The organism is Rhodocytophaga rosea (assembly GCF_010119975.1).
In the GTDB taxonomy this organism is placed as follows: Bacteria; Bacteroidota; Bacteroidia; order Cytophagales; family 172606-1; genus Rhodocytophaga; species Rhodocytophaga rosea.
Window position 1 is genome coordinate 7,501,699 of the sequence record NZ_CP048222.1, and the last position, 23,280, is coordinate 7,524,978.

21 protein-coding genes are annotated in these 23,280 nt (G+C 40.2%); 7 read left to right on the plus strand and 14 right to left on the minus strand.

Annotated features, from left to right (window positions below; all coding sequences use genetic code 11):
* Positions 1-9: 9 nt before the first annotated feature.
* Positions 10-783: an L-type lectin-domain containing protein gene (locus GXP67_RS30770; RefSeq protein ID WP_162446686.1), complete on the minus strand. Its 774-nt coding sequence runs from the start codon at positions 781-783 to the stop codon at positions 10-12.
* A 283-nt stretch (positions 784-1,066) separates the two neighbouring features.
* Between GXP67_RS30770 and GXP67_RS30775 the strand changes: the two genes are divergently transcribed.
* The gene (locus GXP67_RS30775) at positions 1,067-1,501 is read left to right on the plus strand and encodes a hypothetical protein (RefSeq protein ID WP_162446687.1); all 435 of its coding nucleotides are present in this window, start codon (positions 1,067-1,069) and stop codon (positions 1,499-1,501) included.
* Between the two features lie 98 nt (positions 1,502-1,599).
* Here the strand turns inward: GXP67_RS30775 and GXP67_RS30780 are convergent, their stop codons facing one another.
* Positions 1,600-2,100, minus strand: coding sequence for a DUF4494 domain-containing protein (locus GXP67_RS30780; protein WP_162446688.1), 501 nt, complete (start codon positions 2,098-2,100; stop codon positions 1,600-1,602).
* Positions 2,101-2,421: 321 nt separating this feature from the next.
* Here GXP67_RS30780 and GXP67_RS30785 point away from each other — a divergent pair, with 321 nt between their 5' ends.
* Positions 2,422-3,036: a DUF1349 domain-containing protein gene (locus GXP67_RS30785; protein ID WP_162446689.1), complete on the plus strand. Its 615-nt coding sequence runs from the start codon at positions 2,422-2,424 to the stop codon at positions 3,034-3,036.
* Between the two features lie 122 nt (positions 3,037-3,158).
* On the opposite strand, the gene GXP67_RS30790 is transcribed toward GXP67_RS30785, so the two are convergent.
* A complete protein-coding gene (locus GXP67_RS30790) occupies positions 3,159-3,527 on the minus strand; it encodes a hypothetical protein (RefSeq protein WP_162446690.1) in 369 nt (122 codons plus the stop codon).
* Between the two features lie 192 nt (positions 3,528-3,719).
* Here GXP67_RS30790 and tyrS point away from each other — a divergent pair, with 192 nt between their 5' ends.
* Both tyrS and GXP67_RS30800 read left to right on the plus strand, forming a co-directional pair.
* Positions 3,720-4,994, plus strand: coding sequence for a tyrosine--tRNA ligase (gene tyrS / locus GXP67_RS30795; RefSeq protein ID WP_162446691.1), 1,275 nt, complete (start codon positions 3,720-3,722; stop codon positions 4,992-4,994).
* Between the two features lie 168 nt (positions 4,995-5,162).
* Positions 5,163-5,699 (plus strand): tetratricopeptide repeat protein, encoded by a 537-nt coding sequence (locus tag GXP67_RS30800; protein WP_162446692.1) that lies wholly within the window; start codon positions 5,163-5,165, stop codon positions 5,697-5,699.
* A gap of 122 nt (positions 5,700-5,821) precedes the next feature.
* On the opposite strand, the gene miaE is transcribed toward GXP67_RS30800, so the two are convergent.
* The 6 genes from miaE to GXP67_RS30830 all read right to left on the minus strand — a co-directional run bounded on the left by miaE (position 5,822) and on the right by GXP67_RS30830 (position 11,280).
* Complete coding sequence (gene miaE, locus GXP67_RS30805) at positions 5,822-6,403, minus strand: MiaE family protein (protein WP_162446693.1); 582 nt, start codon at positions 6,401-6,403, stop codon at positions 5,822-5,824.
* Positions 6,404-6,437: 34 nt separating this feature from the next.
* Complete coding sequence (locus tag GXP67_RS30810; protein ID WP_162446694.1) at positions 6,438-7,172, minus strand: glycosyltransferase family 2 protein; 735 nt, start codon at positions 7,170-7,172, stop codon at positions 6,438-6,440.
* 140 nt (positions 7,173-7,312) lie between these two features.
* Positions 7,313-8,284, minus strand: coding sequence for a tryptophan--tRNA ligase (gene trpS, locus GXP67_RS30815; protein ID WP_162446695.1), 972 nt, complete (start codon positions 8,282-8,284; stop codon positions 7,313-7,315).
* Between the two features lie 133 nt (positions 8,285-8,417).
* A complete protein-coding gene (locus tag GXP67_RS30820) occupies positions 8,418-8,783 on the minus strand; it encodes a hypothetical protein (RefSeq protein WP_162446696.1) in 366 nt (121 codons plus the stop codon).
* 70 nt (positions 8,784-8,853) lie between these two features.
* Positions 8,854-9,945, minus strand: a complete 1,092-nt coding sequence (locus GXP67_RS30825) for an ISAs1 family transposase (protein WP_162441340.1) — start codon at positions 9,943-9,945, stop codon at positions 8,854-8,856.
* 66 nt (positions 9,946-10,011) lie between these two features.
* Positions 10,012-11,280, minus strand: coding sequence for an MFS transporter (locus GXP67_RS30830; RefSeq protein ID WP_197901591.1), 1,269 nt, complete (start codon positions 11,278-11,280; stop codon positions 10,012-10,014).
* Positions 11,281-11,528: 248 nt separating this feature from the next.
* Here GXP67_RS30830 and GXP67_RS30835 point away from each other — a divergent pair, with 248 nt between their 5' ends.
* The 3 genes from GXP67_RS30835 to GXP67_RS37595 all read left to right on the plus strand — a co-directional run bounded on the left by GXP67_RS30835 (position 11,529) and on the right by GXP67_RS37595 (position 16,434).
* Positions 11,529-12,632: a tartrate dehydrogenase gene (locus GXP67_RS30835; RefSeq protein ID WP_162446697.1), complete on the plus strand. Its 1,104-nt coding sequence runs from the start codon at positions 11,529-11,531 to the stop codon at positions 12,630-12,632.
* Positions 12,633-12,934: 302 nt separating this feature from the next.
* The gene (locus tag GXP67_RS37590) at positions 12,935-14,896 is read left to right on the plus strand and encodes a ThuA domain-containing protein (protein ID WP_232064712.1); all 1,962 of its coding nucleotides are present in this window, start codon (positions 12,935-12,937) and stop codon (positions 14,894-14,896) included.
* Positions 14,788-16,434: a carbohydrate-binding protein gene (locus GXP67_RS37595; RefSeq protein WP_232064713.1), complete on the plus strand. Its 1,647-nt coding sequence runs from the start codon at positions 14,788-14,790 to the stop codon at positions 16,432-16,434. The genes GXP67_RS37590 and GXP67_RS37595 overlap by 109 nt, the downstream gene beginning before the upstream one ends.
* An 85-nt stretch (positions 16,435-16,519) precedes the next feature.
* On the opposite strand, the gene GXP67_RS30845 is transcribed toward GXP67_RS37595, so the two are convergent.
* From GXP67_RS30845 to GXP67_RS30865, 5 genes are all read right to left on the minus strand, one after another.
* Complete coding sequence (locus tag GXP67_RS30845) at positions 16,520-16,834, minus strand: hypothetical protein (protein WP_162446698.1); 315 nt, start codon at positions 16,832-16,834, stop codon at positions 16,520-16,522.
* Positions 16,835-17,099: 265 nt separating this feature from the next.
* Entirely contained in the window at positions 17,100-19,184 is a 2,085-nt protein-coding gene (locus tag GXP67_RS30850) for a tetratricopeptide repeat-containing sensor histidine kinase (protein ID WP_162446699.1), read from the minus strand.
* An 886-nt stretch (positions 19,185-20,070) separates the two neighbouring features.
* Entirely contained in the window at positions 20,071-20,733 is a 663-nt protein-coding gene (locus GXP67_RS30855; RefSeq protein WP_162446700.1) for a sensor histidine kinase, read from the minus strand.
* A gap of 15 nt (positions 20,734-20,748) precedes the next feature.
* Positions 20,749-21,879, minus strand: a complete 1,131-nt coding sequence (locus tag GXP67_RS30860) for a PAS domain-containing protein (protein ID WP_162446701.1) — start codon at positions 21,877-21,879, stop codon at positions 20,749-20,751.
* A gap of 299 nt (positions 21,880-22,178) precedes the next feature.
* Complete coding sequence (locus GXP67_RS30865; RefSeq protein ID WP_162441340.1) at positions 22,179-23,270, minus strand: ISAs1 family transposase; 1,092 nt, start codon at positions 23,268-23,270, stop codon at positions 22,179-22,181.
* Between the last annotated feature and the right edge of the window lie 10 nt (positions 23,271-23,280).

Sequence of the window (23,280 nt, forward strand, 5' to 3'; positions counted from 1 at the left end):
AAGCTAAGCCTACTTATTTCTTCTGGCAAACTGACTATGTGCCTGCTGGGGCATTTCGCTCCTTGCCATTTTTACTGGAGCTGGTTTTGTCTGGGCCAAACGTTTGAGGCAGAAATACTGAAGGTTGGATTTTCTGCCGGTAGAAGCCGTAAAGCCCCATATTACCTGGGTAGCGCCTTTGAATATATCGTTGATCAGGTCTTTTACGCCCTGATATACAATCTGGCCATCCAAGAGTACAGTTACTTTTTTGCTGGTTGGATTCCACCGGAATTTGAAATTATGCAGTAAATCATCTTCCAGATTGAAAGACATATTATTGTCGTTGAAAAATTTTGTATGAAAGCTGCTGCCATTTTCCAGATAGGCTACATGATCGGAAGTGGGATCGTTTTGGGTAGGGTTTTCATACGTGTCGAATTCCACAGCTACTGAGGGAGCAATATAGGTGCCGCCAGGTCGGGAACGGTTCCAGGTACCATACCCCATACATTCGCCCCAGGTACCAAATGCTTCATAGCCTCTGTCGTCATTATGAATCACAAAAGTAATACCATCAGCACCTTCATCTTTTTCGCCCAGATAGATGTCAAATTCAATTTCGAAGTTGTTGAGCAAGTTAAGTTTGGTCGTACTATAGGCAATCCCTTCTGAATATTGTTCGTCGGGCGTGAGCTGGATACATCCGTTTGCCATGTAATTGGCATCGCCGATCAGGTTAAACTGGGCAAAACCACTGACGCTGCACAAGAGGCAGAGGAGCAGAAAGGTAAAGCGGAACATAATGTTATCAGGTTGGTGGCAGCAGGATGTAAGATAATAAATGATCGTTCAAAAAACAATGCAAGGCTGCTGAATCACAGGCTATGAATTGATTTTGAAAGTTACTATAGCCAGACCTGTTTAAAAATTATCCTGACAGTTTCCGGAAAATGCTTAAAAAAAATTGTAACCTGAATGCAGACTGGTAATTATTTTGCATACCAACTTATGTAATGTTTACTTTGGTTAGATATATACAAATGGGATAATAATTTTTATCCTTGTTTGTTTTACTTCAACTGCTATGAAACTGATTTCTATCTACGAAAATGACCAGGCCACTACTGCCCTTATGATTCCGGAAGACGATGATTTTGTCCTGGTTCAGTTATCCGGTGCTGTTGACCATGAGAGTTATAAGATGGTATTTGATAAATTGTATCAGATTATTGCCGTATACAAGTACCGTAATGTGATTTACGACCTCAAATCGCTGACCAATACCGAGGAACACTCCAGGTCATGGTTTGTGACTAATTTTTTGCCCAAGGTGATCAAAAACCTGGGTACTAATTTCAGAACGGCTACCATCCGTCCGGAGAATACGTTTGAAGGCTCGTCTGTGGATTTTTTAACCGAGCTGAGCCAGAAATTAGGTTTTACCAATGCAGTCTGCTCTTTTGATAGCCGGGAACAAGCGATCAACTGGATACTGGATAAGAAGCGTTCAGTGATGTGATATTGAAAAATAATTTTTAATTTACCGTTATGAATAAAAAAACCGCTGATTGTTCAGCGGTTTTTTTATTCATTTACTTAATGATCAATGCCAAAAGATTACTCAGCGTCGATCGCTTCCTGTTCTGCCTGAACTTCTTTCAAAGGACGGAAATTAGAAGGTATTTTGGGCTCATCTGGCGTATAGGGGAAGATTTCCATAATATTGGTAATGTTTATATCAGAAATCTCAAAAGGAACCAGCATGGTGCTCAGGCTTTCTTCAATGCGTTCGTAGGCTTGTTTTACCGTGGCGGCACTTACCAGCATGGTGTTTTGTACTTTTTTTTCCTTGCCGCTTTTTTCGTCCACCGAAATATAATTCACCTTACATTTATACCAGGTTTCTGCATCCTCATAATGAAATACATCTGTCAGGCGCATAGGTCTTACACCGGTAAGTGAGAAATCTTTAATAATACTGCTTAATTCCTGGTAAATGCGGGCTTCAGCATCCGTAAAGGAAACAGAATCGATCAGGTAAGATTCGTTGATGGTAAGTTGTTTGCCATTTTCGCTTTGTTTCCGGTAACGGATTTTGCAAAGGAACCATGTTGCCATAATAAGAAAATTAAAGGTCTACAATTAGAAAAACATCAGATTCCTGTATTACCAGGGACTGATAAGCGAAAATTAGCGGATTAAAACCGGAGTGCAAACTTGACTTTTTCGATTCTATAAATAATCCAGATACATTGATTTGCATGTCTCAATCTGTCAGTAGTTTATAAGCATTATCCGATACAGAATTTGTATATGTTTATATTTCGTTTACTAAAGTAAGCTTCCCGCCTGATATTTTAGCAAATCCATACTAGTTCACTTGTAATTCATGAAATAAGATATTTGATTTACTATTCTCATGCCAAGAAGAATCTTTTTATGCCTCTGCAAAACGAATATATTCAGCCGCATATCCTTGACCCCAGCTTGCAATGGTTTAATCCACCCAGGCAATATCAGGTAGACGAAAAAGCGCTTATTATCAAACCGGATGCCCAAACAGATTTCTGGCAGAAAACCCATTATGGTTTCACTCCGGATAATGGCCATTTTTTATTTGCAGAATTGGCAGGCGATTTTGTGCTCTCTACTACCGTAATATTCTATCCCAGACACCAGTATGATCAGGCTGGATTAATGATCCGATTCTCTCCTGATTGCTGGCTAAAAACCTCTGTTGAATATGAGCCAGACGGTGCTTCCAAACTCGGGGCTGTGGTAACTAATCATGGGTATTCTGACTGGTCTACGCAGGAGTTACTTCCATTTCGTAACCAGATTTCTCTGCGCATCCGGCGGGAGAGCAGCGATTATATCGTGGAATATCTGAAAGAGATTAACCTATGGGTGCAATTGCGGATGGCTCATTTATTCGAAGATGATGGAAGACAGAAAGTGAAAGCTGGTATATATGCCTGTTCACCAATAAATGTTGGCTATGAAGCACAGTTTACTTCGCTGCAAATTCTTTCTGGCCGGATTTCGCAGGCATAGATACAATAATTCTTTACTAATGTTCAGTTATAAGAAGTTGTTAGTTGTTTGTTAGTGCTATATAAATTTGATAGTCAATAGTATATGCAAAACATAGTTTAAAAATTGTTTAATCGAACTACTTATCTCCATTTATTCCCCCTCACATAACTAGTAAGTTCATTTAAATCTTGGGGATCTTCTGGAAATCGATCGATACTTTGAGGAGCACAAAATCCTATTAGACCTGTCACGTATTCTCCTAAAAGATCTACTGCATCATCACCAAGAGTTTCATGGCCAATAGAAAGGATTTCTGACACCAGGCTATATACATGTACCCTTCTCCAACCAAGTAATTTTAAATTTCGAATATAACTATAAAACCAGTTATGAATCTCATCGTTAAATTTTTCGTCATTTGAGTTACTCATTAATAAGAGCTTTTCAACAACTAGTTTTTTTATTTCTTGAAAATCTTCTGGTAAGTTACTGTTTTCTATTTTTGCCATGGGATACTATTTAATAAAGCTGAAATTTTTTAAATCGTATAGGGATGGTTATTAACCCATACTCTAGTTTAAATCAGTTTTTATTTCATTTTATTTTATAAAATATTGTCGTACAATATACTATTAACAATTACCAACCATATAGTATAATTCCGATAACCTTATAACTTTGCAGCCTTTAAAATTGAATGTATGAAGAATTTTATTGCTGAACTCTCCTGGAGAGGTATGCTGCATGATGTAATGCCCGGAACAGAAGCTTATTTAAACAGTCAGATGACCCCAGGCTATATTGGTTTTGATCCTACAGCTGTTTCGCTGCACATCGGAAATCTGGCCACCATTATGCTGCTCAAACATTTTCAGTTGAGCGGCCATAAACCACTTGCACTCGTCGGTGGAGCTACCGGTATGATCGGTGATCCTTCCGGAAAAAGTGCCGAACGGGAATTTTTGTCGGAGGAAAACTTGCGGCGCAATCAGGCTGGTATTCAAAAGCAACTGGAAAAGTTTCTGGATTTTGATAGCGGCGATAACCGGGCTGAGATTGTAAATAATTACGACTGGTTTAAGAATATTGGCTTTCTGGAGTTTTTACGGGAAGCAGGCAAGCATCTGACAGTGAATTACATGATGGCTAAAGATTCTGTAAAAAAACGCCTGGAAACCGGACTTTCGTTTACCGAATTTTCCTATCAGTTGCTTCAGGGATACGATTTTTATTACCTCTACAAACACAAAGGGGTAAAACTGCAGATGGGTGGCTCCGATCAGTGGGGAAATATTACGGCAGGCACAGAACTCATCCGCCGGAAGGAGGGAGGCGAAGCCTTTGCTCTTACAGCCCCTTTGATTACCAAATCCGATGGATCTAAGTTCGGTAAAAGCGAAGGCGGCAATATCTGGCTCGATCCGGCGATGACTTCACCCTATAAATTTTACCAGTTCTGGCGTAATGTGGACGATAAAGAAATTAGCCGCTTACTTAGGGTATATACCCTGTTTGACCAGGAGCAGATCACCACTTTGGAAAATGATCCTAATAAGAATAATGCTAAATCAGCCTTAGCAAAAGAGGTAACCATCCGGGTTCATTCACAGGAAGCATTTGAGAATGCCTTTAAAGCAAGCAATCTCTTATTTGGCAAGTCTACTATCGATGAGCTACAAACAATAGATGAAGCTACTTTTCTGGAAGTCTGCCAGGATGTTCCCCAAATAACATTATCAAGAGATCAGTTGAGTGGAGCTAAAGATGTAGTGGAATTTTTGTCAACCGTAACCGATTCAAAAATATTTCCCTCCAAGGGGGAAGCCCGTAAAATGATACAGGGAGGGGGAGTCGGCATCAATAAATTGAAAGTTGAAAAGCCTGAACAAGCAGTAGATTTCCGTTTATTACAAGATAAATACCTGCTGGTTAATAAAGGCAAAAAAGATTATTATCTGGTGGTGGTAAGTGAATAGTCAGTCGTTAATGACAAAATAGCAGAAGCGATATCAAATCAGGTTAGTAGAGAATTGATTATTGGCTACCGACAATGGAACAAAGGCCCTAAACGTTATACTTAAAAATATGCGTGCTTTTTGAAACATTCTTTCGTATCTTTCATTATAAGTTAAAAAAGTGTTGCAATGGAAGTTTTTATCTTATTCGTTATCCTGCTCGCTTGTGTATTGCTGCAAGCTTTTCTATTCAAACATGAAGACCAGACCGCCAAAGACGCCAAACAATATGCAGAAGGTATCCGGCTGGTAAACAATAAAAAATTTAAAGAAGCGTATACCTATTTCGACCAGGTAATCAAAGCCCGTCCATCTTGTGCCCTGGCCCATATGTACCGGGGTAAATGTAACCTTGCCCTCGACGATCTGTATGCGGCTATCTTCGACTGTACGGAAGCAGCCAGTTTTGACGATTGTATCGCTGAATCTTATCTGGTAAAGGGCATTGCTCTATTCAAACTGGAAATGTACAAGGATGCTTTTCTGGAATTTGACAAAGCAGTATGGCATTACCGTAACCACGGAGAGTCTTTCCGGTGGAGGGCATTATCCAGGCTCAAATTAGGGTTTGCTGAAAAAGCAGAAGAAGACCTGCTGCGGGCTATTGAATTGGGAGATGAACATGCCAATTATTTTCTTCAGCAAAAAGGCAAGATCGAAATTTAATAGTCAGAATTCATTTGTCATGGGGAGGGTATTGATAACGAATGAGCTACATTGTTACATTAGTCCGGTGCTCAATTTGACAACATTCATATCACTAACCATTGATAACTGACTACTGATATTTAATGCATCCGGTCGCCCCGGACTTCAAGGGATTTTATAATTTCTGCTTCTGCCTGTAATAATTCTTCCCACCGGGTTTTTACTGTTTCTTCCGGCATATACTCTTTGGCCAGTTCCAGAAAGGTAGTATAATGTCCGGCTTCAGAAATCATCAGTTCGTAATAAAATTTTTTCAGGCTATCATCGGCAATCTGCTGAGAAAGAAGCTTAAAGCGTTCGCAGCTTCTGGCTTCAATTAAAGCACTGATCAGGAGTTTATCCATGAGTTGTCGTTCGATCGCACCGCCTTTTCTTTCCAGTTTATTAAGGGCAACGGCATATTCATCGGCTCTTTTTCGTCCCAAATGATAGCCTCTTTTTTTGAGTTCTTCCAGTACCCGTTCAAAATGGCTCCATTCTTCGGCTACAATATCTGTCAATACATCTACTAACTTTCGCCTTTCTGGAAACTGTACAATAAGTGATATGCCATTAGAAGCCGCTTTTTGCTCACAAAACGCATGGTCAATCAGAATTTCTTCTATATTTTTTTCGGCGATATTTACCCATCTGGGATCTGTAGGCAGTTTTAAACCAAGCATAATACCATTTTAATATGTAACCCTTACAATATTTTCAACCCTTACTAAATAAATTATATTTCAATACGCAGTAGATCGCCCGGAATCCATCTTTCCAGTTGATCTTTTTTCCTTCTGCATAGGTACGGCCATAATAGGAAATCCCTACTTCATAAATGCGGATATTGGGTACTCTGGCAATTTTTGCAGTAACCTCCGGTTCAAAACCAAACCGGTTTTCCCTGAACCTGATCTTCTGGATGGTATCTGTTTTGAAAAGCTTATAGCAGGTTTCCATATCTGTCAGATTCAGGTTAGTGAACATATTTGAGATAAAAGTCAGGAATTTGTTGCCGATTGTGTGCCAGAAAAATAAAATCCGGTGTGGATTACCTCCCATAAATCGGGAACCATACACCACATCAGCAAATCCATCCAATACCGGCTGCAACAAAATACTGTACTCGTGCGGATTATACTCCAGATCTGCATCCTGAATGACCAGATATTCCCCGGTAGCCTTACTGATGCCTGTATGCAAAGCTGCTCCCTTGCCTTTATTTACTTCATGTTTGAAATAATATAGCGGTAGGTCAGCATTATTTTCCTTATACCGCAGAATGGCAATCTCTGTGTCATCGGTAGAACAATCATTCACAATGATCACTTCCTTTTGAATAGCTTGAGGCAAACACACCTGCTTAATTTTATCCAGGATCAGATGCACCGTATTACCTTCATTGTAGGCCGGAATAATGATCGAAAGTTTAGAAAAAGTGTTGGATGTCACTATATGAATGGCTGAATAATAACGGCAACTAATAAAATTCAATGGTCACTAGTCATTTGTTATGAGTCAATACTCATTTCATAAAGATAATCGCACCTGTTTTATAAATGTTCTCTCTACAATTGACTCATAAGTATTGACTAAATATACCCCAGTTTTTCTCTTACCCGGTTCAGTACCTGATTGGCAATATTTCTGGCTTTTTCCTCTCCACTTTCCAGGCGTTTTTCCAGCTCAGGCAAATGTGTCATATAATAATCGAAAATCTCCCGTTCTTTGGCATAGGTGCGAAGGAGAAGTTCGAATAATTCCTGCTTGGCATGGCCATACCCGTAATTTCCAGCCAGGTATTTTTCACGTAATGCTTGTGTTTCTTGCGGCGTTGCGATCAGTGAATATAATTTAAACACATTGTCAGTATCCGGATTTTTAGGTGCTTCCAGAGGAGTACTATCGGTAACGATAGACATCACAACTTTTCGAAGCTGTTTTTCTGGCAGGAATATATCAATATAATTATTATATGATTTACTCATTTTCTGCCCGTCGGTGCCCGGAATAGTCATAACATTTTCGTCAATTCTTGCTTCTGGTACAACAAACACCTCTCCATACTGGCGGTTAAAAGCGGTGGCAATATCCCTGGAGATTTCAAGGTGCTGTTGCTGGTCTTTTCCGACCGGAACAAAATTCGCATCATAGAGCAATATATCTGCCGCCTGTAATACCGGATAGGTAAACAGTCCTACATTCACATCAGATAATTTATCGGCTTTTTCTTTGAACGAAGTGGCATTGGCCAGCATCGGAAAAGGCGTAAAACAGCTCAGGTGCCAGGCTAGTTCGGTATGAGCCAGTACCCTTGATTGCCTCCAGAAAGTGTTTTTCTCAGTATCAAAACCAAAGGCCAGCCAGGCAGATGCTACTGCATTTGTGTATTCTTTGCGCTTTTCTCCATCTTTAATGGTGGTGAGAGAATGCAGGTCTGCAATGAAGAAAAAAGATTCATTATCAGGCTGCTGCGATAGTTCAATGGCAGGTTTAATAGCGCCCAGAATATTTCCCAGATGTGGCCTGCCTGAACTTTGAATGCCCGTTAAAATTCTTGACATGAGATAAAAGGATAGCTATGAAAATTTGAAAGCGCAAAAATGTAAATAATTTCCTAATTCTCATATGTATCATCAGTAAGAACGGGCATTAGTAGTGTAGGAAGCCTGTGTAGCTAACCTATCTAAACAATATCTATTCAAATCTTTTATATTTTGGCGCTTTCCAGACATATTGTTCACAACATTTGTCGTTCCAATAACTTGTAAAAGGAGGCTGGGAGATATCCACCCGTACACCTTCCCAGGAATATGGATTCCTGGATAATGAACTCAAAGGGTTGTCATATTCGAAATAGGTTTTTCCATTGAACTGGTAGCTCAGCCAGGCCCCATAATTAGGCATAAGGCTGGGATCGGAAGCGATTGTTTTTTCATCCTCTTTAATCTGGTCCTTTAGCCAATTGGGAATATTCTTTTTGGCAAGACCGTAATCGTCTTTTGAACAAGCCGTAATCAGCAGAAACAGAACGACAGTTGTGAGAATGTGTAAAGATTTCATAGGGAATAAAGGTTAAAAGGCAGAACAAATAGTAATGACTTTATTAGATATAGGGTTTCCGCACTAAATATTAAGTTTTAAGAATAGCTAACAGGAAATTAGTGTCTCTGTTAGCTTTTTTTCTTTTCCGTTTGACACTCACGCAAGAAGGCTCTTTTTTGAGCAGATGCAAAGACCACTTTCTAATCAGATGCAGATTGATGGGTCCTTTATCTTTCCTGACTTTAGCCTCATCTTCCCTAAAGGTAACATCTAGTTGCCAATGCAAGCCATTCTCTATCGCCCAATGGCCTCTTATGTAGCGGCTGTACAAGGCAGGGTCTGTATCTGTTAAACTGCTTATATAGAACAGGGTTTGTTCTTGCTTTTTGCCTGCTATAATGCGTTTTCTTTCTACCATGACTAAAGTATGTAAGTCCTGCCATTTTTCCTTTTCCTCTACCAAATCAATGCATTGAGCAATATATACCCTACGTTCTTCTCCTCTGCCATGGGCTTTATCTAGTTGCTGATTAAAAGCGAGAGCAGACTTATTGATTTGCATAAAATGGGCTACCTGCTCATAGAGTACACCTTGATTAGCCTTTAGGGCAATCACATAATGGGCTTGCTTATCCCTGATCTTTTCTACAATTGCCTGCTGACAAGCAATAGCATCTATAGTAATGATACTACCTTTGCAATCAAGGGTATCTAATAAAGCAGGAATAGTTGTAATCTCATTACTCTTGGCTTCTACGGCTACTTGTCCAAAGCTTAAGCTATGTTCCTCTACCCATACATTGACCATACGAACCAAAGCATGCTTTTTGCCTGCAGGTATAGTACCTCTCAATTCTTTGCCATCTATACATACCTGCTTGCCTGCTAAGGAGAAGCCAGCTACACACGCTTTGAAGCATTGCTCCAAACTATGGCTATCCAGGTGTCTGATCACCCGATTTAAAGTGTCAGCAGAAGGTATACCATTAACAAAACTTAATCCTAGTTCTTGCTGCAGAAACGCTGTATTATCTTTGCCATAATCTGCTATCTCGTCAAAGTCATCACAATCGGCTATTACCCCACATAAAACTAAGCCTAAAATATCTGCTAATAGATGTAAGCAGCGGCCTTGCACCCGAAAATCAGCTACTTTGTTTAGTATCTTTTTAAGTTCCATGCACAAAGTTAGCCCCTCTTTCCTTTTTCTCTATCTTTGGTGCGGAAACCTTAATAATAAATGCCTTTACTTTTCCAGGAAATTTAAGTCTTTGCCAAAGGTTTCTTCCATTTTCCAGAGTCCCAGTAAAGCAATGCCTATGGTAATTAATCCCAAGAGTCCTGCGCCAGGTAATATTCCGAACTGGCTTCTGAACAGCAGAAAAAGCGGTGTCATGAGAATCATACTGCCACGTACAAAGTTAGGTACGGTCGTAGCAACAGTTGCCCGAAGGTTGGTACCGAATTGTTCGGCAGCGATGGTAACAAATAAAGCCCAGTAGCCGGATGCAATCCCCAATCCTACACATAAGGCATAAAATAATGCAGAGGATTGTAAGGGTACAAATAAGTATACGGCTGAGAACAGGGCTGCTAATAAAACATACAGCAGTACAACTTTTTTCCGGCTGTTAAAATACTGGCTGAGAATCCCACTCGACAGATCACCTATGGTTAATCCGATGTATTCCCACATTACTGCTTTTCCAGCCACAATGGGCGTATCCAGATCCAGTGCCTGGCCAATTTCAGGAGAGAACGTCATGAGAATACCAGCCACAAACCAGACTGGTACGCCAATGAGAATACAGCGTATATATTTTATGAATTGCGGTCCGGAACTAAATAACTGAAAGAAATTTCCCCTGGACACTGATTTTTCTTTGGCTTTTGTAAAAATACCTGACTCGAATACACTTACCCGCATTAACAGTAATAGTAAGCCTAGTCCACCTCCGATAAAATATGCGATCCGCCACTCAAAATTATCGGCAATAAAATAAGCCAGAACAGCCCCCAACATGCCTACGGAAGCGACCAGTGAAGTGCCATAGCCCCGAATCTCTTTGGGTAATATTTCAGCCACTAGGGTAATGCCTACCCCCAGCTCTCCGGCCAAACCAATACCTGCAATAAAGCGGAGAACAGCATACTGATCTACGGAAGTGACGAATCCGTTGGCGGCATTGGCCAGTGAATAAATTAAAATCGAGCTGAACAGAACTGATATCCTTCCCCGTTTGTCGCCCATGATTCCCCAGAGAATGCCCCCTAACAATAGTCCTCCCATCTGCATATTAATCAGGTAAACCCCTTCATTCAATAAACTGGCTTCCGCAACGCCCAGTGACCGGAGGCTTTCTATGCGGACAATGCTGAATAAGAGCAGGTCATAAATATCTACAAAGTATCCGAGTGCTGCTACAATTACCGGCACTTGCAGCAATTGCCGCATTACAGAAGGCTTAGCTTGCAGGGTAGAAGGCTGGGGCCGCAAGAGAGAAGGCTGAGTCATAGGTATTTGAGTTGAATTTCTTTTTCATCACAATCTGAGTTCCTGAAGCGCATACATAGGCAATTTTGAATGGTTCCAGGCATCCATGTTTCCTAATTACAATCAAGTATTGCCATTCACCACTTCCGGTTTGATAATATTTTTTATGCCAGCTGCCTGGCAGAAAATCAAAACAATTTAAGCATCAGCAGGTGGTGCCAGGCAGAGATTGATTGTAATCTGACTATTCACTTATAAAGCTACAAGCCATGAACAGCTATAAAATTGCCGTGATTGCCGGAGATGGAATTGGTCCGGAAGTACTGGCCGAAGGAATCAAAGTGTTAAAAGCCATAGAAGAACTCGATGGGAATATTCATTTTGAGTTTACACATTTTCCGTGGGGATGCCAATATTATCTCAAACATGGAAAAATGATGGACGATGATGGACTGGAAAAGCTAAAAGCCTACGATGCCATTTATTTAGGTGCTGTCGGATTTCCTGGTGTACCGGACCATATTTCGTTGTGGGATTTATTGCTGAAAATCAGAAAAGGATTTGACCAGTATGTAAACCTTCGTCCTGTTCAGCTGCTGGAAGGAGCCCCTTGTCCCTTGAAAGATGTCAAACGGGAGGATATCAACATGATTGTGATCCGGGAGAATAGTGAAGGAGAATATGCCGGGGCAGGGGATTGGCTGTTTAAAGGAAAGCCTGAGGAAGTCGTATTACAAACCGGGGTGTTCTCCAGAAAAGGAACCGAAAGAATCATTCGTTATGCTTTTGAACTTGCCAGAAAAGAAAAAAAGACACTCACCAGCATCAGCAAAGGAAATGCACTTAATTACTCGATGGTATTCTGGGATGAGGTATTTGTAGAAGTAGGAAAACAGTATCCGGATGTACAAACCTATTCGTACCTGGTCGATGCGGCTGCTATGTTTTTTGTAAAACAGCCCCAGCGCTTCCAGATTGTAGTTACGTCTAACTTATTTGGGGATATTCTCACCGATTTAGGAGCCGCTATTGCCGGAGGTATGGGACTGGCAGCTGGCGCAAATATCAACCCGGAACGGAAATATCCATCAATGTTTGAGCCGGTGCATGGGTCTGCACCTGATATTGCCGGAAAAGCAATTGCCAATCCCCTGGCGGCAATCTGGTCGGTAAGCCAGTTACTGGATTTTTTCGGACATTCTACCTGGGGAAAAGAGGTATTGAATGCAATAGAAAGCGTATTAGTGGAAGCCAAAAACCTTACACCGGATATGGGTGGGAAAGCAAAAACCTCAGCAGTAGGAGATGCGGTGGTTGCTGTTTTGTCAAAAAAGAGTAGGGTCAAAGAAATAAGTCCTGATATTGTACAATAGCTGGTAAGACATACACCGGTGAAGCATATTTTATCAGATTTCTTTTCATTATATACAAGAAGCAACTGTTATAATCGGCTTTGCTTTGTCATCTCAGGTTCTGCTTTTCACAAGTAAGGATTGCCTTTGTATAGAAAACTTTTCTAATATCATTGACTTAATTTGAAACTGATTCTGGTTATAAAATTTATGTAAAGGCAGCATTGGTTTAATGAATATTTAAACTAAATGACTTTGTATATTTACATGAAAAATTTTCATTTTATATATTTACCCCAATACTACCAAATCTGCTTCTGAGTATGTCATTTTCAACACTACCTGCTAAATCTTCTCTGTTTATTCTCTTTTTATTGATCACAATTACAGGATTAATTAGTTGCCTGAATTCCAAAAAACCTGTTGCACAAACGAGTGCTAATGCTTCATCTACTTCCCTTCGGGTACTGGTATTTTCCAAAACCAAAGGCTGGAAGCATACATCGATTCCATATGGAATTACTGCCATACAAAAGATGGGGAAAGAAAATAATTTTCAGGTGGATACCACGACCAATGCCGCTTATTTTACAGAAGATAGTTTACGGCATTATCAGGCAGTTATTTTCAACTGTACCACCGGCAATGTATTAAATGCCCAACAACAGGCAGCTTTTGAAGGGTACATTCAAGCAGGAGGCGGATACGCTGGAATTCATTCGGCGGCTGATACCGAATATGAATGGCCCTGGTATAATAAGTTAATGGGAGCACATTTTGCCAATCATCCCTCCAACCCTGGAGAGCGCAAAGCAGCTGTTGATGTAACCAATAAAAACCATCCGTCTACCGCACATTTACCCGACCGCTGGGAGCGTACCGATGAATGGTATAGCTACCGTTCTTTCTATTCCGGGTTAAATGTGCTGGCGTATCTGGATGAAAATACCTACGACAATGGCACCAATGGAGCCAATCACCCTATTGCCTGGTATCATGACTTTGATGGAGGCAGGGCTTTTTATACCGGATTGGGGCATACACCGGAAAGTTACAGTGAGCCCTTATTTTATCAGCATTTGTGGGGAGGAATAAAATATGCCATGGGCAATGGCAAACCATTGGATTATAGTAAAGCCTATGCTGTAGTGGTTCCTGAAGAAAACCGCTTTGTAAAAACGGTTTTAATCAATGACTTGAATACCCCTATGGAACTGGCTGTTGCTGGTGATGGACGGGTATTCTTTACAGAACTGTCAACCGGGAATCTTTTTCTCTATAACACGAATACGAAAAAACAATCGCTTGTACATCAGTTTGCCTTATCTAAATTTCGGGGAACAGGCTTAATTGGGGTAACCCTTGATCCGGACTTTGCCACCAATCAGTACATATACCTGTATTATTCACCACCTGTAGAAAAAGAACCTATTATTTTCCATTTGTCCAGATTTACTGTAAAGAGCGATAATACACTGGATGTAAACTCCGAGAAGATATTGTTAAAAGTGCCGGTGCAGGAAAATAGTGGGGCACATCATGGCGGTTCCCTGGCCTTTGACAAAGATGGGAATCTTATACTGTCTACCGGCGATAGTTCCAGTCCGTTTCCTTCCAATGGATATGCCCCTCTGGACGAACGTCCAGGACAAGAATATTTCAGCCTGGATGCCCAGCGGTCTTCGGCAAATTCCAATGATTTTAAAGGAAAAATCTTACGCATTCATCCAGAACCTGATGGCAGTTATACTATTCCGGCAGGCAACCTGTTCCCGAAAGGAATGGAAAAAACTTTACCAGAAATTTATGCCATGGGCTGCCGGAATCCTTACCGGATTGCTGTAAATCCGAAAACTTCTACCGTATACTGGGGCGAAATTGGCCCGGATGCTGGTAAAGATAGTATTCAGGGCCCCAGAGGCTATGATGAGTTTAATCAGGCAAAAAAGGCTGGAAATTTCGGATGGCCTTACTTTGTAGGCGATAATCAGGCCTATGTAAAATGGGATTTTACAAGCAATACCGCTGGACCAAAGTTCGATCCGGCAGCGCCAGTCAATAAATCTCCTAATAATACCGGACTTGAAAAATTGCCTCCGGCTCAGAAACCAATGATCTGGTATCCCTATGCGGCTTCTAAAGAGTTTCCGGAACTAGGGCAGGGGGACGTAGTGCGATGGCTGGTTCATTTTATACCTATAATAAGGCCACTGCCTCTCCCAATGCATTTCCCGAGTATTACGATGGCACCTTGTTTATTTTTGAATGGATGCGTAACTGGGTAATGGCCGTAAGGTTTGATGAGAATGAAAACTATGTACGCAGTGAACCCTTTATGACTGCCAATGGCGATTTCCGCCGGCCAATAGATCTGGCTTTCAGCAAAGATGGGGTGATGTATATGTTGGAATATGGTTCGGTATATGGTGCCGATAACGAGGATGCACGACTGGTAAAAATTGAATACAATACCGGAAACCGGGCACCTATTGCGAAGGCTACTATTACGGATTCTGTAGCAGCGGCACAACTAAGCAAGAGAGTTTTTATAACTTCTGAGAACAGAAATCTGCCTGAGATTAGGGACATCGCAGGACAAGCACCATTGCGGATACTTTTCAACAGCCGGGGCACCAGAGACTTAGATGATGACGATGAACTGATGTATGAGTGGTTGTTTGATGGCAAAACGGTAGGGGCAACTAAACCGAATGCTTCATATACCTATACACATGAAGGAGAATACCAGGCTATTCTGAAAGTAACGGATAAAGCTGGTCTGGTGGGTACAGATACCCTTGTGGTGAAAGTTGGGAATGCGATGCCGGAAGTAAGCATTCAGTCTACCGGAAACAAATCTTTTTACTGGGAAAATAAGCCTTTTGAATATACGGTGAAGGTAGCCGATAAAGAAGATGGAAAAGTTGATCCTAAAAATGTAAAAGTATATTTTGACTACAATCCGCAGCCCAGTGCCCTGTCGAATGAAGCACAGCTTAAAAAACAAATCGTTACTACGGTTGAAACTAATACCGAAGGAAAACAATTGATCGCCCGCAGCGATTGCAAAGCCTGCCATACCATAGATAAAGTTTCTGTAGGGCCTGCATATGTTGCCGTGGCACAGCGGTACAAAAACCAGCCAGGCTCGGTTGATAAACTGGCTAAGAAAATTATTGCCGGAGGAGCAGGCAGCTGGGGAACCCAGTATGTAATGAGTGCCCATCCGCAGATTTCCGCCCAGGATGCTTCGGAAATGGTGAAATATATATTCTCTCTTACAGATGAAAAAAAGGAAAAAGCGCAGTTGCCAGTACAAGGTTCCATTGCTTTGAAAGAACATACAGAGGATCAGCCAAGAGGCCAATATACATTACTAGCCACCTACACGGATAAAGGCGGGAAAACAATTGGTCCCCTAACCAATTCAGATATGGTAACCTTGCGAAATGCCAAAGTAAGAACGGTATATGCCGATGCACATGTAGGTTTTCCCAGGTTTGGCAATTCCCTGAGCCAGGGAGACCATAAATCGTATATTCTTCTGAAAAATATAGACCTAAGTGGCATTAAAAAATTCGTCTATGAGTATTCTTCTCTGGATAAAGAAGGGGAAATTGAAGTACGTATCGATTCCTATGCTGGTCCTGTGATCTGCCGGACACCTTATAAGGCAACCGGAGCCTGGAGTACAAAACAGCAGATCACTGGAGAAATAACCAAACTTACGGAGGGTAAACATGATGTGTATTTTGTGGTCGTAAAACGGGACAAACCCAATGAGGATATTATTAATGTAAGCACCATTCAGTTTGAACAATAAGGCATCCATCTAACTAAAAATAAACCCAGGCAATATTATGCCTGGGTTTATTTTTACGCATCATCTTTTAGGTTGCCCTCTCTTTTTATTTGGTATTCCCTTTAGCATAATAATCTTCCTGATCTCCATAGGTTTCTCCGATGGTAAAACCGGCTACTGCTTCGGCATCATAGGCAGCTGTTGTAGGAGGTAAAGGAGTTAGGGGCGCACTGAGTGCTTCTGGTTCATCATATATCTCTAGATGAGTTTCGGGTTGTTTTAACGAACTACTCTCCGTTGAATCCTGGTTTTCTGCTGAAAATGATGCCTGGCTTTCCACTTCTACGGAAAGGGTTTCGCTAATACGGTTCTGATTAGCTTCGCTGATATAAGTTTTTATACGTCGATGGTTATCTTTCATTCTGTCAATAATTAAATAATCTTTTGATGTTTTACGAGAAATTCTGGTGTTGAGTAGAAACATTTAGGAACTTAAATTTCTTTGCATTCAAAATTCCTGCCTGCCGCCATTCTTTGGGGCGAAGCTATGGTATGGCTAAAGAAAGCTTTTGTCCTGGTGAAGCTAAAAAGAGGAGGGAGGCAGATAAAGGTTAGAATGAATGTTGATGTCAAAGCCCAGGCTGTTAATAAATTATACTATGCCGCCAGAGTGATTGGCACGGAATCTAAGAAGGCAGGTATATATGAAACGCACATCCTTGATTGGGCGCACTTTCTACTTCAATTTTTCCGTTAAGCGCCTCTACCTGTTCTTTTACAATAAATAAGCCCATTCCCTTTCCTTCCACATGCGTATGCATTCTCTGGTAGAGTTTAAAAAGTTTATTACCATTACTCTTGGTAAGGTCTACGCCAATACCATTATCTTTTACCGTCAAACAAACAGCATCGTTTACTTTAGAAGTTTTTATGAGAATTTCGGGACTACGTTCAGGGGATTGATATTTGATAGCATTGGAAACAAGATTATACAAAATACTGGTCATATAACTTTTAATGGTTAATAATTTATCCACTTGCGAATAATCCGTCTGAATGCTGGCAGCGGAAGTTCTAATCATCTCATGTAAACTTTCAATTGTAAGCCGGGTAACGTCCTCCAGAGATACTTCCTCTTTATATTGATCAGCCAGGGTTTGCATCAGCAGGATATCGTTCAGGTCACTGACCACCATATCCAGATTAACGGCGGCTGTATTCAGGTGCTCCAGTATCGGTAGATTGCTTTTATCCTGAAGGTTATCTTTATTGAAAATAGAAACCAAACCCATAATTCTGGCAATCGGCGCCCGTAAATTGTGAGAGATTACATACGCAAAATCTTCCAGGTGCTGATTTTTTCTAACTACATTCTCCATGGCGATTTGTAACTGGTGCGTACGTTCTTCTACCTTTTGTTCCAGGGAATTATTGAATTGTTTGATTTCCTCATTTTTCTCAGAAAGTTCTTTCTGCTGTAGAGTAAGGGTATAGTTGGCTTTGTACTTCTGGCGGTTACTCCGGTAAAGAATAAAAGCCAGCATCATAATTAAAATCAATATACCGGTAATGGCAAACAATGTATTGTTTTTTTGTTGGGCTTCTGCCTGAATAATTTCATTGTCTTTCTTTAATAAGGCTATTTCTGCTTGTTTTTTATCCCACTCATACCCGGCCATCACCTTTTCCAGTTCAGCATTATATTTTCTCTTATCGAGCGAATCTTTCACCGTATACTGTAGTTTCTGGTACTGGTAGGCTTTATCCAGCTGATTGGTTTGCAGATAATAACTGGATAAGGTCTGATACAAAACCTGAAGAAAATCATGTTCTCTCACAGAACTTTTCAGGTATATGGCACTATCAAGATATATTTTGGCTAAAGAATAATTCCTTTTCTGAAGATGAACATTGGCAATGCTGATATAATTATTGGCTGCGCTGCCCCACATATTAAACTTCTTGCTTAAGTTAAGATCAAGTAGATAATAGGGTAAAGCCTTTTCATTGTTACCTTGCGATTGATAAATAACACCCAGATTCCCGGCTGTTATAGCAATCCAGGCGCTATCTTTTGCCTGAATAGCCATCTGGTAAGAAAGTTTCTGATAATGTATGGCATCGGAATATTCTTCTTTGGCGCGGTATGCCAGAGCAATAGTATTTATACAGCTGATTAATATACGCTTATCTAAAGAATCACTTCCCAGTTGATAGGCCTTTAGCAGATATCGTTTGGAGGCATTGTATTTATGGGTATAGTAACACAAATTGCCTAGTTCATATAGTGTTTCTGCCTCAGATTTCTGATATCCTTGCTGATAGTAAATTTCCAGGGCTTTCAAATATTGTTGCAACGCTAATTCCTGCCTGCCTATTGAATGATAAATACTGCCCATTAATTTTAAACTATGGGCTTCTTCCATGGGCAACTTATCCTTTTGAGCGAGCCGGTATGCTTGCTGGGTAGCCTGCAAAGCTTGCATTCCCTTATTATTCTGATTATATACAATAGCTTTACAACGGTATGCACTTGCACCAGGCCCTTTAAAAGGGAGCCGCTGACTGATGGATATTATTTTATCCGTTGCTTGCAAAGCAGCATTAAATTCCGTTTTTTGGAGGGTTTGTTCTATGTGAGAAAAAACAGAAGGATATGTAGCGGGGGTAGCGTTAGCCAGCGCTAAGAACAGACTGTCTAAACTATGGGATTGAGCGGAGACAAATAAGGGAAAAAATACGCTTAAAACGAGCAGAAAAAAATGCCGCATTCCATATTTAATTTAAAAATCAGAAAGAGGGGCAGTTAATATTATACTAAATTAATATTTTAGATATATGTTTTATGCGACTACTCCTAATTTATTTTTTGTCAGAAGATTTACACAAAGACATAGGCCAGCCAAATTTCACTTAGACAACCATCTGGTGCTAACACAAGCAAGTAGCTAAATTATGGAAATTAACGAAGGAGATAAGATCAGTCTGGTAGCTTGATTCTCAGATAATTTAAGTATTCTTACCAAAACCATCCCTCGAAAAACAGGCTATCTACCTTGCATGTGGAGGCATTACTAACGACATAATAACTACGGCATACTCTGCTATTTGTTCAAAGACTTAAATTTACAAGAAGTTAGTTGATTATAGCCAAATTGCTTTTGAGAGCAGTTGCGTATACTACATCAATTTTGATTGAATAAATGTATTTACAATTATTTTTTATGATTTGAACTTTTACGGCTTGTATGTCTCCTTATAAACTTGTCAACAAAGTGCTCATTTTGTCAATGCATATCTGACACAGCATATCATAGAAGAAGCGAGCCTGACAAAGTAAATTGTAATTGCCTCTATGGGGAAGGAAGGATCAGAAAAAATAAAAGATATTGTTTAGATCAACGGGAGACTCTCTGATTTTCCAGACATATTTTAATTATATCTGTCCCTACCTGTAATAAATAACTTTGAAGTGTTGGAGGCACTCTAGCACATTATTAATCTGATCCTATACGCTCCATGATTATTCTAACTCACCAGTTCTTCTCATATTAAAATATAAAAGAATTAAAGCACCGGGATGCAAAACTATCTGCTTAAACCATTAACAGAGCTAAACGGCTGCCCTTACTTAAACAATATCATTAATGGCCAGCTTCACTTTGTCATAGGAAGCTCTACATGGAAGGTAGTGCCTACCTTCTCCTGGCTTTCCAGGTAAATACTTCCTTCATTTAAATCAATTACCCGTTTCACTAAATACATCCCTACACCTCTGCCTGCTATCTCTGGATTAAACCGTTTAAAAATCATAAACACTTTTCCATGATCTTCTTTTCTGATGCCTATCCCATTATCTGAAAAGCTCACCAGGATGTTATCGCCCTTTATCCTGGAAGAAATTTTTACATGAAGCTGCCTGTCGGTTGAGCGAAATTTCAAGGCATTTGAAAGCATATTATAGACTAAGCTTTTAGCATGCCTCTTTGGTATGTGTAAGAGAGGCACAGCTAAATCCACCTCTATAGAAGCTTTAGTCTCTTCTATTTGGTTATAATGGGCTACTTTCACTTCTTTAATCACGTCCGCTAAATTAACCAGCTCTTTTCCATCACCTGTATGAATCTCAGTGACCGTAGTTAAGTCCTGGAGTGTATTCTTTAAATCAACCACTGATTTCCTCATCAGTTCCATATATAAAGCGGTATTTTCCTTCTCATCAGTAATCTCTTCCTTTAGGAAGTTCAATAACGTTTCAATATTATTCAGTGGAGAGCGCAGGTCATGAGAAGCCGTATAAACAAAACTATCCAGATCCACATTGCGATGGGAAAGCTACGTATTTTTTTCTTCCAGTTCTTTGCGTTCGGTAATATCCATGGCTGTGCCTGTAAATTTGCCATGAACCATTTTCGCCCTTGACCAAATATACTTTAGCTTTCCATTGGGTAGGCAAAGCTTATATTCCACCGTATGAGATTCCCCACTACTCAATACCTTATGTACATTCTCAAAGAATTTTTCTCTGTCTGCTGAATGAATCATATTATCTACAAGGGCAGGGGTTATTTTTACAGAAGGGTCAATCTCAAATATTTGATACATCTGAGCCGTCCAGTAGATATCTCCTTTTTCATCCATTTGGAAGGTGCCTATCTGGGCTATTTGCTGACTTTCCAGCAGGAGTTCTTCACTTTGTTTAAACTTCTCTTCTTGAAGTTTTCGCTCCGTAATATCCATCACTGTTCCTGTACGCCTGCCATTGATTATTTTTCCTCTGGTCCACAAATGCTTCAAACGACCGTCAGCAGTGATTACTCTGTATTCTATGGAGTAGGTCTCCTGGGTATTTCTTATTTTACTCACCATCGCTACGAATTTCTCTTTATCCTCCGGATGGACAAAAGAGGCAATTAACTGAGGAGTAATCTTTAGAGAATTGGGTTCTATGCCATACAGGTTAAACATTTGTGGGGTCCAATACACCTCACTCATGTCTTCATTCCACTGGAAAGCTCCCAGTTGGGCTATATCCTGGCTTTCCAACAGCAAGGCTTCACTTCTATGTAAGATGTCTTCTTTTAATTTTTGCTCAGTAATATTATCAGAAGCAATGATGAGGCCATCTTCATACTTGATTCCCCTTTCCCTGATCCAGTGAGTCAAACCATCCTGATCATGGTAATACTCTGTTAAATAGGCTTCTCCTGTATGGGTGGTATGTATCCACCGCTTAAAATTTTCACTTCCAATGGCGCTTGGAAACAGCTCAGATACCCTTTTTCCCACTTCAATTAGCCCTTTTGCAGAAGGATACAGTTGAAGGGCTCGTTTGTTGAACAGCACCCAGGTAAAATCCAGGATGTTATTGTGCTCATCACGGAGGGCTTTTAGTACAAAAACAGAACTGAGTGAGGAATCAAAAATTCCTTGGAGCAACTCATTTGAATGAGTAGTATCTGGCATGAATGTTTGTTAGTAACATATAAACATAAGGTCTACAAGTATTTAGAGAAAATAATTCCGGATTTACTTATAAGATTTACATTCTCCATATCTTATTGGTTGTAGCACTTAGCAACTAGAAAGCGAAGGGTATTTTATACTGACACTCATGGAGAGGTAAAGTAGTATAAATGGCAACCTGTCCTGGTATATACGGTTTTGTAAATTGGAATATGCATAAGAAGTAAAAATAGCATTTAAATTATCTATAAGTAATTAAACACAATTAAGTATAATATTTAGGGTTTCCGCACTAAATATTAAGTTTTAAGAATAGCTAACAGGAAATTAGTGTCTCTGTTAGCTTTTTTTCTTTTCCGTTTGACACTCACGCAAGAAGGCTCTTTTTTGAGCAGATGCAAAGACCACTTTCTAATCAGATGCAGATTGATGGGTCCTTTATCTTTCCTGACTTTAGCCTCATCTTCCCTAAAGGTAACATCTAGTTGCCAATGCAAGCCATTCTCTATCGCCCAATGGCCTCTTATGTAGCGGCTGTACAAGGCAGGGTCTGTATCTGTTAAACTGCTTATATAGAACAGGGTTTGTTCTTGCTTTTTGCCTGCTATAATGCGTTTTCTTTCTACCATGACTAAAGTATGTAAGTCCTGCCATTTTTCCTTTTCCTCTACCAAATCAATGCATTGAGCAATATATACCCTACGTTCTTCTCCTCTGCCATGGGCTTTATCTAGTTGCTGATTAAAAGCGAGAGCAGACTTATTGATTTGCATAAAATGGGCTACCTGCTCATAGAGTACACCTTGATTAGCCTTTAGGGCAATCACATAATGGGCTTGCTTATCCCTGATCTTTTCTACAATTGCCTGCTGACAAGCAATAGCATCTATAGTAATGATACTACCTTTGCAATCAAGGGTATCTAATAAAGCAGGAATAGTTGTAATCTCATTACTCTTGGCTTCTACGGCTACTTGTCCAAAGCTTAAGCTATGTTCCTCTACCCATACATTGACCATACGAACCAAAGCATGCTTTTTGCCTGCAGGTATAGTACCTCTCAATTCTTTGCCATCTATACATACCTGCTTGCCTGCTAAGGAGAAGCCAGCTACACACGCTTTGAAGCATTGCTCCAAACTATGGCTATCCAGGTGTCTGATCACCCGATTTAAAGTGTCAGCAGAAGGTATACCATTAACAAAACTTAATCCTAGTTCTTGCTGCAGAAACGCTGTATTATCTTTGCCATAATCTGCTATCTCGTCAAAGTCATCACAATCGGCTATTACCCCACATAAAACTAAGCCTAAAATATCTGCTAATAGATGTAAGCAGCGGCCTTGCACCCGAAAATCAGCTACTTTGTTTAGTATCTTTTTAAGTTCCATGCACAAAGTT